This window comes from Streptomyces sp. NPDC002537, from assembly GCF_053594975.1.
Map to the genome: position 1 here is coordinate 25,365 of NZ_JBSFWT010000014.1, position 14,094 is coordinate 39,458.

At 71.6% G+C, this 14,094-nt stretch carries 12 protein-coding genes; 3 read left to right on the forward strand and 9 right to left on the reverse strand.

The features are described 5' to 3' along the window. Positions 1–14 precede the first annotated feature (14 nt). Together pcrA and ACWD4A_RS09235 are read right to left on the reverse strand one after the other, a co-directional pair. Positions 15–2,528, reverse strand: a complete 2,514-nt coding sequence (gene pcrA / locus ACWD4A_RS09230; RefSeq protein WP_451191441.1) for a DNA helicase PcrA — start codon at positions 2,526–2,528, stop codon at positions 15–17. Between the two features lie 97 nt (positions 2,529–2,625). Further along, positions 2,626–2,979: a hypothetical protein gene (locus ACWD4A_RS09235; RefSeq protein WP_451191443.1), complete on the reverse strand. Its 354-nt coding sequence runs from the start codon at positions 2,977–2,979 to the stop codon at positions 2,626–2,628. A 330-nt stretch (positions 2,980–3,309) separates the two neighbouring features. On the opposite strand from ACWD4A_RS09235, the gene ACWD4A_RS09240 reads away from it, so the two are divergent. Further along, a complete protein-coding gene (locus ACWD4A_RS09240) occupies positions 3,310–4,395 on the forward strand; it encodes an NlpC/P60 family protein (protein WP_451191445.1) in 1,086 nt (361 codons plus the stop codon). Positions 4,396–4,627: 232 nt separating this feature from the next. On the opposite strand, the gene ACWD4A_RS09245 is transcribed toward ACWD4A_RS09240, so the two are convergent. From ACWD4A_RS09245 to ACWD4A_RS09260, 4 genes are all read right to left on the reverse strand, one after another. Next, positions 4,628–5,743, reverse strand: coding sequence for an alpha/beta hydrolase (locus ACWD4A_RS09245; protein ID WP_451191446.1), 1,116 nt, complete (start codon positions 5,741–5,743; stop codon positions 4,628–4,630). A gap of 145 nt (positions 5,744–5,888) precedes the next feature. Continuing rightward, positions 5,889–6,575, reverse strand: coding sequence for a LuxR C-terminal-related transcriptional regulator (locus tag ACWD4A_RS09250; protein WP_451191449.1), 687 nt, complete (start codon positions 6,573–6,575; stop codon positions 5,889–5,891). Continuing rightward, positions 6,572–7,843: a PspC domain-containing protein gene (locus ACWD4A_RS09255; protein ID WP_451191451.1), complete on the reverse strand. Its 1,272-nt coding sequence runs from the start codon at positions 7,841–7,843 to the stop codon at positions 6,572–6,574. The genes ACWD4A_RS09250 and ACWD4A_RS09255 overlap by 4 nt, the downstream gene beginning before the upstream one ends. 134 nt (positions 7,844–7,977) lie before the next feature. After that, positions 7,978–9,519, reverse strand: coding sequence for a protein kinase domain-containing protein (locus tag ACWD4A_RS09260; protein WP_451191567.1), 1,542 nt, complete (start codon positions 9,517–9,519; stop codon positions 7,978–7,980). A 238-nt stretch (positions 9,520–9,757) separates the two neighbouring features. Between ACWD4A_RS09260 and ACWD4A_RS09265 the strand changes: the two genes are divergently transcribed. Continuing rightward, on the forward strand, positions 9,758–11,068 hold the full coding sequence (locus ACWD4A_RS09265) for a PspC domain-containing protein (protein ID WP_451191453.1): 1,311 nt from the start codon (positions 9,758–9,760) through the stop codon (positions 11,066–11,068). Next, positions 11,055–11,282 (forward strand): hypothetical protein, encoded by a 228-nt coding sequence (locus ACWD4A_RS09270; protein ID WP_451191454.1) that lies wholly within the window; start codon positions 11,055–11,057, stop codon positions 11,280–11,282. The genes ACWD4A_RS09265 and ACWD4A_RS09270 overlap by 14 nt, the downstream gene beginning before the upstream one ends. 30 nt (positions 11,283–11,312) lie before the next feature. Here ACWD4A_RS09270 and ACWD4A_RS09275 read toward each other — a convergent pair whose 3' ends face one another. From ACWD4A_RS09275 to ACWD4A_RS09285, 3 genes are all read right to left on the reverse strand, one after another. Next, on the reverse strand, positions 11,313–11,834 hold the full coding sequence (locus ACWD4A_RS09275) for a DoxX family protein (protein WP_451191570.1): 522 nt from the start codon (positions 11,832–11,834) through the stop codon (positions 11,313–11,315). A gap of 130 nt (positions 11,835–11,964) precedes the next feature. After that, a complete protein-coding gene (locus ACWD4A_RS09280; RefSeq protein ID WP_451191456.1) occupies positions 11,965–12,987 on the reverse strand; it encodes a L,D-transpeptidase in 1,023 nt (340 codons plus the stop codon). A 188-nt stretch (positions 12,988–13,175) separates the two neighbouring features. After that, positions 13,176–13,964, reverse strand: a complete 789-nt coding sequence (locus ACWD4A_RS09285) for a class II aldolase/adducin family protein (RefSeq protein WP_451191458.1) — start codon at positions 13,962–13,964, stop codon at positions 13,176–13,178. Positions 13,965–14,094 lie beyond the last annotated feature (130 nt).

A 14,094-nucleotide genomic window follows, 5' to 3' on the forward strand; every position in this document is an offset into this window, starting at 1 on the left:
GCCCCCTCGAAGGGCTAGAGCTTCTCCACCGGCGCGTAGCGCAACAGCAACCGCTTCGGCTTCTCCTCGCCGAAGTCCACCGTCGCCTCCGCGTTGTCGCCGCTGCCCTTGACCGCGACGACGGTGCCCAGCCCGAACGAGTCGTGCGTGACACGGTCACCGACGGCCAGCGCCACCACCTGCCGGTCCTTGGTACGCCGCGTCGCGAAACCGCTCGGGCCCGCCTTCGCGCCGCCACCGCCGCGCGAGGACGAGAAGCCGGACGTGAGCCCCGAGACCGCGCCCATCGACGCCGAGGGCGTGGCCGGGCCGGTGCGGCGCCACTGGAGGAACTCGCCGGGGATCTCCTCCAGGAACCGCGACGGCGGGTTGTACGCGGGCTGGCCCCAGGCGCTGCGCATGCTCGCCCGGGTCAGGTACAGCCGCTCGCGGGCGCGGGTGATGCCCACATAGGCGAGCCGCCGCTCCTCCTCCAGCTCCTTCGTCTGCCCGAGGGCCCGCATGTGCGGGAAAACACCGTCCTCCATGCCGGTGAGGAAGACGACGGGGAACTCCAGGCCCTTCGCGGTGTGCAGCGTCATCAGGGTGATGACGCCCGTGCCCTCGCCCTCGGCGCCAGCCGCTGATCTCTCAGCCTCGTCGGGGATCTGGTCGGAGTCCGCGACCAGCGCGACCTTCTCCAGGAACTCCGCCAGCGTGCCCTGGTCCTCCTCGCCCTCCCGCTCCTGCTCGAACTCCAGGGCGACGGCCGCCAGCTCCTGAAGGTTCTCGATGCGGGTCTCGTCCTGCGGGTCGGTGGACGCCTGGAGCTCGGCGAGATAGCCCGTGCGCTCCAGGACCGCCTCCAGGACGGTGGCGGGCCCGGCACCCGACTCGACGACGGTGCGCAGCTCCTCCAGCAGGACGTTGAAGCGGTTGACCGCGTTGGCCGAGCGCGCGGCCATGCCGTACGCCTCGTCCACCCGCCGGAGCGCCTGCGCGAAGCTGATCCTCTCGCGCAGGGCCAGCGCGTCGATCATGGCCTCGGCGCGCTCGCCGATGCCGCGCTTGGGGACGTTGAGGATGCGCCGCAGCGGCACGGTGTCCTCGGGGTTGGCGAGCACCCGCAGGTACGCCAGGACGTCGCGGACCTCCTTGCGCTCGTAGAAGCGCACTCCGCCGACGACCTTGTAGGGCAGGCCGACGCGGATGAAGATCTCTTCGAAGACGCGCGACTGGGCGTTGGTCCGGTAGAAGATCGCGACGTCACCGGCCTTGGCGTCGCCCGCGTCCGTCAGCCGGTCGATCTCGTCGGCGACGAACTGCGCCTCGTCGTGCTCGGTGTCGGCGACATAGCCGGTGATGGTCGCGCCCGCCCCGGCCTCGGTCCACAGATTCTTCGGGCGGCGGTTCTGGTTGCGCTCGATGACGGCGTTGGCGGCGCTGAGGATCGTCTGTGTGGAGCGGTAGTTCTGCTCCAGCAGGATCGTCGTGGCGTCCGGGTAGTCCTCCTCGAACTGGAGGATGTTGCGGATCGTCGCCCCGCGGAAGGCGTAGATCGACTGGTCGGCGTCACCGACGACGCACAGCTCCGCGACCCCGTCCTCGGGGGCGCTCTCCGGGGTGCCGACCAGCTCGCGCACCAGCGTGTACTGCGCGTGGTTGGTGTCCTGGTACTCGTCGACCAGGACGTGCCGGAAGCGGCGGCGGTAGTGGTCGGCCACGTCCGGGAACGCCTGCAGCAGGTGGACCGTGGTCATGATGATGTCGTCGAAGTCCAGCGCGTTGGCCTCGCGCAGCCGCGACTGGTACATCGCGTACGCCTGCGCCAGCGTCTTCTCGAAACCTCCCCCAGACTCCGTCTGGGAGGTGCCCCCAGCCGCCTGCCCGGCGAAGCTCTCCTCGTCGATCAGCTCGTTCTTGAGGTTGGAGATCTTCGCGCTGAACGACTTCGGCGGGAACTTCTTCGGGTCGAGGTCGAGGTCCCGGCAGACCAGCGCCATCAGCCGCTTGGAGTCGGCGGCATCGTAGATCGAGAACGAGGACGTGAAGCCCAGCTTCTTGCTCTCGCGGCGCAGGATGCGCACGCACGCGCTGTGGAAGGTCATCACCCACATCGCGTTGGCGCGCGGGCCCACGAGCTCCTCGACGCGCTCCTTCATCTCGCCCGCGGCCTTGTTGGTGAAGGTGATCGCGAGGATCTGGCCGGGGTGGACGTCGCGCGCGCCCAGCAGGTGCGCGATGCGGTGGGTGAGCACGCGCGTCTTGCCGGACCCGGCGCCCGCGACGATCAGCAGCGGCGAGCCCGTGTGCACCACGGCGGCGCGCTGCTGGTCGTTCATCCCCTCCAGCAGCGCGGCCGGGTCGACGGGCGGCCGCGCGGCGCCGTCGCGGTAGTACGCCTCCCGCGGCACGGGCGCGTCGAAGACGCCCCCGAAGAGGTCGTGCGGCACCGGCTCCGGGGCTCCGTCGTCCTCCGGGGGCGGCGGGGGCTCCTCGCCCGAGGTGCCGAGATCCGCCAGGAAGCTGTCGTCAAAGAGGCTGCTCATCGCCTCCCGAGTCTAGGCCGCCCCACTGACAGCGGGTCCCACTTCCCCGGACACCCCGCGAACCGGCCAGGATCCACAGGGCGCGAGGGCGGTGCGGCTACGTCCAGAGGACGGCGATGAAGATGTTCGCCGCGGTCAGGGCGCCCACCGTACCGAAGGCCGCAGCCTCCACCTTCTCGTCGTCCCGCTTCACATAGACCAGCCCGAGGATCACCACCAGGAACGCCAGCTTCACACCGATCTTGAAGGTGTCCGGGGCGTGCCCGTCGGCCTTGTCGAGGCCGTACAGCGCCGCGCCCGTCACCAGCATCGTCAGCGCCCCGTGCAGCATCGCCGGGACCATGCGCGCCTCGCCCTTGCCCATGGCCTTCATCTGGGTCATGAAGCCGCCGAGCAGGGCGGCGATGCCGATGATGTGGAGGCCGACGACGGCGTGAATGAGTACGTCCATGGGACCCGACCCTAGCCGGGGCTCTAGCACTCCCTCACGGCGAGGTAGGGCTCAATAGCCACTTCGATCACACACGACATATATCCCTCCGCACCGGGGCGAGTTATCCGATCAGGGGCAGTCACATCATGGCCGGTTCCAGCCAGTACCGGTCATGTGCGTTCTCGGGCGTGACCCCACCCATAGCGTCCTGCCCCAGACGGCGGCGGTCCGCTCTCTCCCCCCTCATGGCGGGCCGCCGCCGCTGCGCCGCACGGCGGGAAACAGCCCTACGGCAAGGACAGCGCGACCCTGCGCCAGCAGGTTGTGGAAGGAAGAGTGACGGCCGACGTGGCATCGCACCGAAAGCCCAAGCAGCACCAGTTCGCCGGCAGCACCGCGCGGACAGCGGCCACCCTGGCCCTGGCGGGCGCCGCGACCGCCACCGCGTCCGTCGGCACCGGCCATGCCGCCCCCCACCTGACCACCGCCCAGCTGCGGGACCGGGTCGACCTGTACTACCAGCAGGCGGAGGTCGCCACCGAGCGCTACAACGGCGCCAAGGAGAAGGCCAGGGCCGCGGAGTCGGCGATCGGCGGGCTCCAGGACGAGGCGGCCCGCAAGACCCAGCGGCTGAACGCCACCCGCGACGCCCTGGGCTCCGTCGCCACCGCCCAGTACCGCGACGGCGGCGTCCCGGCCGGCATGCGGATCCTGCTGACGTCCGCCCCGGACCAGTACCTGGAGCGGGCGTCGCTGGCCGACCGGGCGGGCAGCCGCCAGGCCGTCACCGTCAACCGGCTCCGCCACGAGCTGCGGGACGTCCAGCAGGTGCGCAGCACCGCGGACACCCGGCTCGCCGAGCTCAGGCGCCAGGAGTCCTCGCTCGCCCGGAACAAGCACACCATCGAGGCGAGGCTCAACGACGCCCGGCAACTGCTGAACCAGATGCCCGCCCCGGTCCGTACGGCCGTGGAGCAGGGGGACATCACCTCCGCGCCCGCACGCGGCGTCACGGCCGTCGCGCACACCGCCGCCCGGTCCGCGGACAAGATCGCGAGCAGCGGCGCGCAGGCGCTGGCCTCCACGGAGCGTGCCGCACGGGCCGTGGCCTACGCCTACGCCGCGCTGGGCAAGCCGTACGTCTGGGGGGCCACCGGGCCGTCGGCGTTCGACTGCTCCGGGCTCGCGCAGGCGGCCTGGCAGGCGGCGGGGGTGTCGCTGCCGCGCACCACCTACACGCAGATCAACGCCGGGCGGCGCATCGCACGGGGCCAACTGGCCCCCGGCGACCTGGTGTTCTTCTACCCCGGCATCAGCCACGTCGGCATCTATGTCGGCAACGGCCAGATGATCCACGCCCCGCACCCCGGCGCCCCGGTCCGCGTCGCCCCGGTCGACGAAATGCCGTTCGCGGGCGCTGTCCGCCCGGCGTGACGCGGTTCGCGGGGTACGGCGGGCTCGTGACCGCCCCGACCGGACAAGGGCGGGGCGAGGCGGGGGCAGGGCGGCGGAACGGTCCGCTGGGCGGACTCGTGGAAGCGTGGAAGCCCGGTGCGGTACCGCGCTCCGAGGGGGCGCGGGGCAGCGCCGATCCGCGGCTCCGCCGTGCGGGCGCGGCCGGCCGCCGACGGCCCGCGGCCGAACGACCGCGCTTCCGGCGGAGCGCTCAGTGCTGCACGTGTTTCGTCAGCCAGCGGAAGACGTCCGGCACCTGCCGCTCCCACACGGCCGTGCCGTGCCCGCCCGCTCCCGCCGGGACCTTGACGACGTCCACCGTCGTCGGCGCCTTCGCGGCATCCTTGAGCGCCATACCGCCCTGGTAGCCGTCCCCCTCCGCACCGGAGACGAACAGCGCCACGTTCGGCGGGGTCTTGGCCCGCTGGAGCATCTTCCAGGGGTTGTTCTCGTCGCGCAGCTCGGGCGTCTTCGCGGTGAGGGAGGAGGGCTCCCCCGCGGGGTCGTTGTAGCCGGAGAGGCTGACGCCCGCGCGGTAGCGGTCGGGGTGGGCGACGGCCAGCTTGGCGGCGCAGTGCGCGCCCGCCGAATAGCCCGCGACCGCCCAGCCGTCGGGCTTCTCCTCCGCCCGGAAGTTGTCGACGACCATCTTGCGGACGTCGACGCTCAGCCAGGTGTCGGCGTTGACCTTGCCGGGGATGTTGGCGCAGCCGCTGTCCACGTCACCGAGGAGGGTGGTGCGGGGCGCGACGATGATGAAGGGCGCGACCTCGCCCTTCTCCATCATCGGCTTGAGCTGCGTATTGACGTCGAGAGAGCCGAACCACGCCTTCGCGGAGCCGGGGAAGCCGGGCAGCACCTCGACGACGGGGAACGTCTTGTCCCGGTAGGCGGGGTCCTCGTACTGCGGCGGCAGCCAGACGTAGACCTCGCCCTCCACGCCCGATATGCGGCCCTTGAGCTGGGTCTGCTGAACCCCTGGGCCCATGCGCTTGTCCGACACCGGCTGGAACTTCTGGAGGACCTTCGGCTCGTCCTTGACCGACTTGCCACCGGTCCCGTCCGGCCCGAGGTCGGCGGCCGCGCTCACGTGGTTGCCGGTGCCGAGGAGGTCGGCCCAGGTGTCGAAGAGCCCGTTGGCGTTGTTGACGATCACGAAGACCAGCGTGATCGCGGTGGCCTGCGCGAACAGCAGCATGAAGAACCGGGCGACGTGCCGGACGAGCCTGGGCCCGCCGATCCTGCCCCACAGGGTCATGGGCAGCGCGAGGGCGACCGCGACCAGCACGATCGTGGTGAGGAGGAAGGGCGTACCCGTCAGACTCATCGGGCTCTCGTTTCGGATCGTCGGCCCGGTACGGGCCCCGGCCCTGCGGGAGTGAGAGCCTCTCGTCCGTTGTAGATGGGCAGGGAGCCGAGGTGGTTCCGTCCGGCCCGGCCGCCGGGCGGCGCGGCGGGCCGGACGGGACGGGTCAGACCAGGCGGCGGGCCGTGGCCCAACGGGTCAGCTCGTGGCGGTTGGACAGCTGGAGCTTGCGCAGCACCGCCGACACATGGGACTCCACGGTCTTCACCGAGATGAAGAGCTGCTTGGCGATCTCCTTGTACGCGTAACCGCGGGCGATCAGGCGCAGCACCTCGCGCTCGCGCTGGGTGAGACGGTCCAGGTCCTCGTCGACCGGCGGGGCGTCGGTGGAGGCGAAGGCGTCGAGCACGAAGCCCGCCAGCCGGGGGGAGAACACGGCATCGCCGTCCTTGACCCGGAAGACCGCGTCGACGAGATCCGTACCGGTGATGGTCTTGGTGACGTAGCCGCGGGCGCCGCCGCGGATGACGCCGATGACGTCCTCGGCGGCGTCCGACACGGACAGGGCGAGGAACCGCACCGGGTGGTCCGGGTCGGCCATCAGGGGCGCGCTGCGGCGCAGCACCTCCACCCCGCCGCCGCCGGGGAGGTGGACGTCCAGGAGGACGACCTCCGGGCGGGTCGCGGTGATGACGGTGATCGCCTGGTCGACGTCGGCCGCCTCACCGACCACCTCGACGCCCGTGCGGTCGGTGGCCCCGATCTCCGCCTGCACCCCCGTCCGGAACATCCGGTGGTCGTCCACCAGCACGACCCGTACATGGCGCTCCGCCGTCTCTTCGGTCGTCGTCATGCCGTCTTCTCCGCCCTCTCCATTTCGAGCTCCACTTCGGTTCCCCCATCGGGCACGGAGCGCAGTCTCGCCGTGCCACCGTTGCGCTGCATCCTGCCGATGATGGACTCGCGGACGCCCATCCGGTCGTCCGGCACCGCGTCCACGTCGAAGCCCGGTCCGCGGTCGCGCACGGAGACGAAGACCGTATGCCCCTCGACCTCGGCGTAGACCTGGACGGCGCCGCCCTCGCCACCGTACTTGGCGGCATTGACCATGGCTTCACGGGCGGCCTGCATCTGTGCCGCCAGCCGCTCGTCGAGGGGGCAGTCGCCGACGACCACGACCTCTATGGGCACTCCGTGGTGGTCCTCCACCTCGGCGGCGGTGGCCTTGACGGCCTCGGCGAGGGTGCTGGGCTCCTCCGCCTCGTCCTTGCCGCGGCCCTCCGGCCGGTAGAGCCAGGCGCGCAGCTCACGCTCCTGGGCCCGCGCGAGGCGGGCGACCTCGCGGGCGTCCTCGGCGTTCCGCTGAATCAGGGTGAGGGTGTGCAGGACGGAGTCGTGGACGTGGGCCGCGACCTCGGCACGCTCCTGGGCCCGGATGCGCAGGGTGCGCTCGGCGGAGAGGTCCTGCGTCATCCGCACCAGCGACGGGCCCGCGAGCAGCGCTATGCCGACGAGGACGGCCAGCGCGGACTGGAGGACCGTGCCCAGGTGTTCGGCGGAGCCCTGGAGGACGACGATGCCGGTCACGCCGACGCCGGCGAGGACGACGCCCGCCGCGCCACGCGCGAGGGGCAGGACGCGCTTGCGGCGGCTGACCTCCATCCAGTGGGCGCGCCGGGCGTTGTCCGCCTGCCGCCATACGAGGGCGACGCCCGCGCCGACCAGCAGCAGCGGCCAGATATAGGCGTTGGCGCGGCCCAGGTGGAGGTTGTCGGCGAAGATGGCGACGCCGATGACCAGCGCGATCAGCGCGAAGAGCTGACCACGGTCGGGGTTGCGCGCGAAGAGGCGGCGGCGCCCGTCGGGGTGGGTCTCGACGGGGGCGGGGCGCGGGGCGTCGACCCCGCCGACGCCGAGCGGCACGACGAACCAGAAGACGGCGTAGAGCACCGCGCCCATGCCCTGGGCGAGCAGCAGCGCCAGGAACACTATGCGCACCCAGGAGACGGGCACGCCGAGGTGGCCGGCGAGGCCGCGGCAGACGCCGCCGAGCAGCCGCCCTTCGGCGCTGCGGTAGAGCTTGCGCAGGGGGCGGTCGTCGGGAGCGGGGACGGTGGTCATGTATCCGATCGTCACATGTCGGGGCCTGCGGGAACATCAGGGACGACCCTGACGGGACCCGGGTTCGTCCTCGGGGCGCGCACGCTCCGGCGCGTCCGGTCCGGCGCGTCTGGTCCGGCGCGTCCGGCACCGGGTCAGTGCTTGGCGCGGAAGCCGTCGCACGCCGCGTCGAAGACGGGCCGGTACCGGTCCCAGTCGGCGGCGGGGGCCGAGAGGTAGATGGCGTACTCCTTGCCGCCTTCCTTGCCGAATCCCAGGTCCGCCGCCCGGTACCTCCGGGCCCGGCCCTCGAACGTGAACTCCCAGTACGCGGCCCGCTCGCCCTGGAACCTGGTCTCGTGCATCCGGTCCAGCCTGTACCCGCCGACCTGTGTCCTGGTCTGGACCTCGACGTCCTTCCAGTGCTGGAGGGGGTCGGCGCCCGCGAGGGGAAGCGCGTTGACCTTGAGGGCGGCCCGGCCGGTGCGGTCGACATAGTTGACCTCCGTGGACGGCTTCTCCTCCCTGGTCCAGCCGTTCGGTACGGGGAAGGAGGCGTCCAGCTTCTTCTCCTCCACCATGCGGTAGCCCGCGGGCGCCGAGGGCGGGGCGGAGGCCGCAGGCGTCGGCCGGGTCCCGGACCCTTCGGACGCGGTGTCCTTCCCGGGCGCGGAACGGGCCACGGTGTCCTCGTCCGCACCGCCGCCGCCCTGAAGGGAGAAGAAGAGCCCGATCCCGGCCCCGGCGACGGCGACCAGGGCCACCGCGCTCCAGAGGAGCGCCTTCCGCTTCCGCCCGCCGTCACCGCCGCCCGTGCCCGCGGAGGAGTCCACGACCGTGGCCTCGGGGCCGGTCTCCGGTACGGCCTCGCGCCTGGTCCGGGGCGGGTCCTGCTCCTCGCGGCCGGGCGCGGCCAGTGGCTCCGGCACCCGCATGTACGCGGTCTCCGGTTCGGCGGCGGGCTCCCGCAGGATCTGCTCGACGAGTTCGGCCGGGGGCCTCAGCTCCGGCTCCTTGGCCAGCAGGGTCTCGATCAGCTTGGCGAGCGGGCCCGCGTTGCGGGGAGGTTCCAGCGGGTCGATGGCGATCGCGTAGGCGGTCTCGACCGCCGTGTCCTTGCGGAACGGCGGCCTTCCCTCCAGCGCCTGGTAGAGGGTCGCGCCCAGCGCCCACAGGTCGGAGGCGGGGCCGGGCTTGGCGCCCTTGACGCGTTCGGGCGCGATGTAGTCGATCGAGCCCACCATCTCGCCGGTCTTGGTCAGGGTGGAGGTGCCGGTGGAGCGGGCGATGCCGAAGTCGGTGAGGACGACGCGGCCGTCGTCGCCGAGCAGGACGTTGCCGGGCTTGACGTCACGGTGCAGCACCCCGGCCGCGTGGGCCGCGCGCAGGGCGGCGATCATGCCGCGCCCTATGCGGGCCGCTTCTTCCGGAGTGACGGTGCCGTCCTTGAGGACGTCGCCGAGGGTCGTCGACGGGACATACTCCATGACGATGCAGGGCAGGCCGCGGTCCTCGACGACATCGTGGACGACGACCACATTGGGATGGTTGATCCGGGCGGCGCTGCGGGCCTCGCGGCGGGTGCGCTCGTAGAGCGTGGCGAGCTCGTCCTCGTCCAGATAGGGGGAGACGCGCAGTTGCTTGAGGGCGACCTGCCGGTCGAGCAGCGAGTCCTCGGCGCGCCACACGGTGCCCATGCCGCCGCGGCCTATCAGCTCCAGGAGCCGGTACCGTCCGGCGACCAGTCGGCCGCGGTCCGGCCCCGGCTCCGACGCCGCGGACCCGGACACTGACTCAGACACCGTGCACCCCTCCGGTTCCCCCGTAAGTGTTCGACGCGTCACGATATCCGGCAGCGTCTCAGGGGTGATCTCAGGGAACGGCCAGGGTTGTCAGGTGTGCCGAAAGCGCGTTCCGGTTGACACCATGTTCTGTATGACCGACACACCCACCACCGAGGACGCGCAGCAGGCGGGCGCGGTTCACGGCGGCTCGCCGACCGCTTCGCCACCACTGCGGCGCAGCCGTGAGCACAAGGTGGTCGCGGGCCTGTGCGGCGGCCTCGGCCGCTGTTTCGACCTCGACCCCGTCATCTTCCGCGTGGTGCTGGGTGTGCTCGCGGCCACCGGCGGCCTGGGGCTGATCATCTACGGCTTCGCATGGCTGCTGATCCCGATGGAGGGCGAGGAGGAGAACGAGGGGCGGCGGCTGCTGTCGGGCCGCGTCGAGGGCCCGGCCCTGACGGCTGTGCTGTGCGCCCTGGTGGGCTGCGGGCTGTTCCTCTCCATGCTCAACAACGGCACGGTGATGACCTTCGCGCTGATGCTGACGATAGCCACGGTGGGAGCGGCCTACTGGTCGAGTCACCGTCACCGGCCGGAGGGCGAGGAGGCCGCCGCCACCGCGCAGAAGCCCCAGAAGACGATGGAGGCTCCCCCGGAGACCAAGGCGCCCCCCGCCCCGGGCACCCCGTCATGGTGGCGCGACCCGATCGTCAAGGACGGCACCACGGGCCCCATGGGCACGGCGACCGGCTATCTGTGGGGTCCGGACGAGAGCCCGTACGACAAGGAGCTCGCCAAGCGCACCCGGTCCCGCCGGGTCGCCCCCGTGGGACGCCCGCTCGGCGGCTGGACGTTCCTGCTGGCGATGATCGCCCTCGCGATCGGCACCGGGCTGTCCTGGCACCACCAGCCACTGGGCACCAGCCTGGAGATCGGTCTGGCCTGCGCGCTGGGCGTCTTCGGCCTCGGCATCACGGTCAGCTCGCTGTACGGGCGCACGGGCGGCGGCACGGTCGTCGCGGCGGTGCTGACCGCGGCGCTGCTGGTGGGCGCTGCCGCACTGCCCAAGTCGGTCACCTCCGACTGGAGGCGGGCGACCTGGCACCCCGTGAGCGCTCCCGCCGTGCAGGGCGCCACCTACAAGGTGGGCTCCGGCGTGGGCGTGCTCGACCTGACGGGGTTGCAGTGGCCGAAGGACGCCCCGGTCCGCACGGGCGCCGAGGTCGGGGCCGGGCAGCTCAGGCTCGTGGTCCCGGAGGACGTGACGACCAAGCTGACCATCGAGGTGGGCGTGGGTGACATCCGGATGCCCGGCGAGGGCCGCGACAAGGTCGACGTCAAGCCGGGCCAGAAGCAGCACCTGACGCTGGAGCCCCGCGTCGGGCAGTCCTCGCGCGGCACCCTGGAGATCCGGTTGAAGGTCGGCATCGGCCAAGTGGAGGTGGACCGTGCGCAGGCATGATTTCGAACCGGGCAAGCTCGTCGTCGGGCTGATGCTCCTGGGCGGCTGCTTCGCCTATCTCGCCGCGGCCCACGGCTCGTGGCACTTCCCCTCGTATGCGCTGCTGCCCGCCCTGGGCGTCGGCTTCTGTCTGGCCGGCCTGGCCTCCTCCCTCGCCCTGCTGGTGCGCCGCCGCCGGGGCCGCGGCGGCGAACTCTCCGAGCCGGTCGACTGAGCCGGTCCCCGGATCGGTCGAAGGCCCGCGTTATCGGTCGAGCGGCCTGCGCCGCCGCACGGTGGCGCCGCGTATCGCGTCCACCGAGAGGTACGGCGCGCCCGCGAGTATCAAGGGCAGCCAGGCCATCAGATAGGCCAGGTCGTTGCCGTAGTAGTAGGGCGTGGCCACCCAGCTCACGGTCAGCCACAGGCTCAGCGAGATCAGCGCGCCGCCCACGGCCGCGGCCCTGGCGAACACACCGAAGAGGGTGCCCAGGCCCACCGCCAGCTCACCGAGGGCTATCGCCCAGCCGAAGCCGACCGGGCTCTTCAGCGCCAGGTCGACCAGAGCCGGGATCGCGCTGGAGTCCCGCACCGAGCGCATCAGCTCGCCGAGGGAGCCCGGCCCGCCGCTCGCCAGGAAGGCGGAGTCGGTGAGCTTGTCGAGCCCCGCGTAGATGAAGGTGACGCCGAGGAAGACCCGCAGGGGCAGCAGCGCGTACCGGGAGAGCGCGGGCCGCCGTCGGTCCACGCCTGTCCCCACCGCTTCCCCTTGCCCCAGGAGTGTCATGCCGTCCGCCGCCTCTCGTCGTGCCGTCATCCGACGATACGTACGAGAGGCGCCCCGTGTTCACCCCTGTGGATAACCTGCCTGTGGAAAACCCTTCCGGCTCACCGCCGGCAGCCCCCGACGGCCCGGCTCAGCCGGTGCGGACGCCGAGCGCGCTGCCCTCCAGCCACTCCTGCCAGCTCAGGTTCCAGTCGCCGTAGCCATTGCCGAAGCGGTCCATCGGCTTGGGCTTGGAGCCGCCGGTGACCTGCACGACGTCGCCCTTGAGGCTCAGCCCGTACAGCCACTTGGCATCGTCCGTCGACATGCCGATACAGCCGTGACTGACGTTCTCCTTGCCGAAGGACTCGGCGTTGTCGGGGGCCGCGTGCACATACTCGCCGCTGACCGTCTCGCGCATGCTGTAGTCGTACGAGCCGTAGAACCCGTCCGGATGGTTGCGCGGGATGCCGATGGAGAGCGAGTCCATGACGACCCGGCCCTCCTTGGCGAGGATGGTCTTGATGCCCTCGCGGGTCTGGAAGTTCTTCGACTCGTCGCCGCCGCTGATGGGGATGGTGCGCAGCGTCTTGCCGTTGCGGACGACGGTCAGCTTGTGGGTCTTGAGGTCCACGGTGTTGACCATCGAGTCGCCGATGGTGAAGGACACCGTGCGGTCGCCGCCCGCCGCCGTGCCGTCGGCGAGCTTGACGCCGTCGAGGCGGGCGTCGAGGGTGACCTTGGTGCCCGCGGGCCAGTACTTCTCGGGGCGGAAGTGGACGCGGGTGTCGCCCTTGGTCTCGTTCCAGTGCCAGGCCCCGGGAACGTTCGGGGAGGTGGAGACCTTCAGCCGGCCCTCGATGCCCGCGCGCAGTTCCTTGGAGACCTTCTGCTGCTTGAAGACCAGGGAGATGGGCTGGCCGACGCCGACCTTCTCACCGTTGGCGGGGGCGATCTCGGGCCGTACGACCCTGGCAGCGCCGGTCAGCAGCTGAGCGGGCGGAGCCGGCTTCTCCGTGACGGGGGTGGCGGACGGGGACGGCGCGGAGGGAGCCGACGAGGAGGACTTCGCGGCGGGCCTCTCCTCGGCTTCGGCGCCCCCGCCACAGCCAGTGACGGCGAGGCCGGCCACGGCCAGGACGGCGGACAGCCCGATGGAACGGGAGAGGCGCATGGTTCTCCAACCGGTTCATTGCTTCCAGGCACGGCGGAGCCGAGGCGGCTGCCGCCTCGGCTCCCGACCATCGTAAGCAGGGCGAATGACCCGAAATGGCGCCCGGAAGGACGAGCCACCCCCGCCGACGGGTGGGGGCGTTCCCGGAGATCGAACCCGTACGTGATCCGGCCCTCGACCGGGCACCCTCAGTTCAGCAGGGCCGGTTCCGCACGGGTGATCTGCTGATGGAGGGGCTGGTAGTTGATCCAGCCCGCCAGGTCGTTGCCCAGGCTCTCCCTGGTGGCCTTCGCGCACTCCGGGTCTATGGGGACCGGCCTGCCCGCGGCCTTGGCCAGGAGCTGCACCTGACAGGAACGCTCCATGGTGATGAACCACCAGGCCGCCGCGTCCACCGAGTCCCCGACCGTGAGCAGTCCGTGGTTGCGCAGGATCACCGCCTTGCGCGGCCCGAGGGCGGTCGCGATGCGGCGCCCCTCCTCCGGGTCCACGACGACGCCCGTGTAGTCGTCGAACAGCGCGTGGTCCTCGTAGAACGCGCAGGCGTCCTGGGTGATCGGCTCCAGCAGCTCCCCCAGGGTGGACAGGGCCCGCCCGTGGACGGAGTGGCTGTGCGCGGCGGCCACGACGTCGGGCCGGGCCTGGTGGATCTGCGAATGGATCGCGAACGCGGCCTGGTTGACGTGGTGGCGCCCCTGCACGACCTGACCCTCGTGGTTCACCATGATCAGATCGCTGACCGTGATGTGTTTGAAGGACATCCCGAAGGGGTTCACCCAGAAGCAATCGGTGAACTCCGGGTCCCGCGCGGTGATGTGTCCCGCCACGCCCTCCTCGAAGCCGAGCCGCCCGAAGAGCCGCAGCGCGGCGGCCAGTCGCTCCTTGCGGTGGCGCCGTTCCTCCTCGACGCTCTCGTGCTTCGGCGGCAGCGCGAACTGCAGCTGGTCCATGGGTACGGGCTCGGGCTTCTGCGACATGACCTGCTCTCCTCCGCCTCGACGGCACGCGCCGTGCGCGCGGCGCGTACGCAACGGAAGCTACCTTCGGGTAGGCGGGGAGAACAGGGGGTTCGGCGTGCGGGATCAAATCGCCGCGCGTACACCGTTG

What these genes read in the sequence shown, in the direction of transcription:
- ACWD4A_RS09235 (WP_451191443.1), bottom strand. Translation starts at nt 2,979, where the DNA reads ATGGACGTACTCATTCACGCCGTCGTCGGCCTCCACATCATCGGCATC.
- ACWD4A_RS09260 (WP_451191567.1), bottom strand. Translation starts at nt 9,519, where the DNA reads ATGGGCACCGTGTGGCGCGCCGAGGACTCGCTGCTCGACCGGCAGGTC.
- ACWD4A_RS09275 (WP_451191570.1), bottom strand. Translation starts at nt 11,834, where the DNA reads ATGACACTCCTGGGGCAAGGGGAAGCGGTGGGGACAGGCGTGGACCGA.
- ACWD4A_RS09280 (WP_451191456.1), bottom strand. Translation starts at nt 12,987, where the DNA reads ATGCGCCTCTCCCGTTCCATCGGGCTGTCCGCCGTCCTGGCCGTGGCC.
- ACWD4A_RS09250 (WP_451191449.1), bottom strand. Translation starts at nt 6,575, where the DNA reads ATGACGACGACCGAAGAGACGGCGGAGCGCCATGTACGGGTCGTGCTG.
- ACWD4A_RS09245 (WP_451191446.1), bottom strand. Translation starts at nt 5,743, where the DNA reads ATGAGTCTGACGGGTACGCCCTTCCTCCTCACCACGATCGTGCTGGTC.
- ACWD4A_RS09265 (WP_451191453.1), top strand. Translation starts at nt 9,758, where the DNA reads ATGACCGACACACCCACCACCGAGGACGCGCAGCAGGCGGGCGCGGTT.
- pcrA (WP_451191441.1), bottom strand. Translation starts at nt 2,528, where the DNA reads ATGAGCAGCCTCTTTGACGACAGCTTCCTGGCGGATCTCGGCACCTCG.
- ACWD4A_RS09255 (WP_451191451.1), bottom strand. Translation starts at nt 7,843, where the DNA reads ATGACCACCGTCCCCGCTCCCGACGACCGCCCCCTGCGCAAGCTCTAC.
- ACWD4A_RS09285 (WP_451191458.1), bottom strand. Translation starts at nt 13,964, where the DNA reads ATGTCGCAGAAGCCCGAGCCCGTACCCATGGACCAGCTGCAGTTCGCG.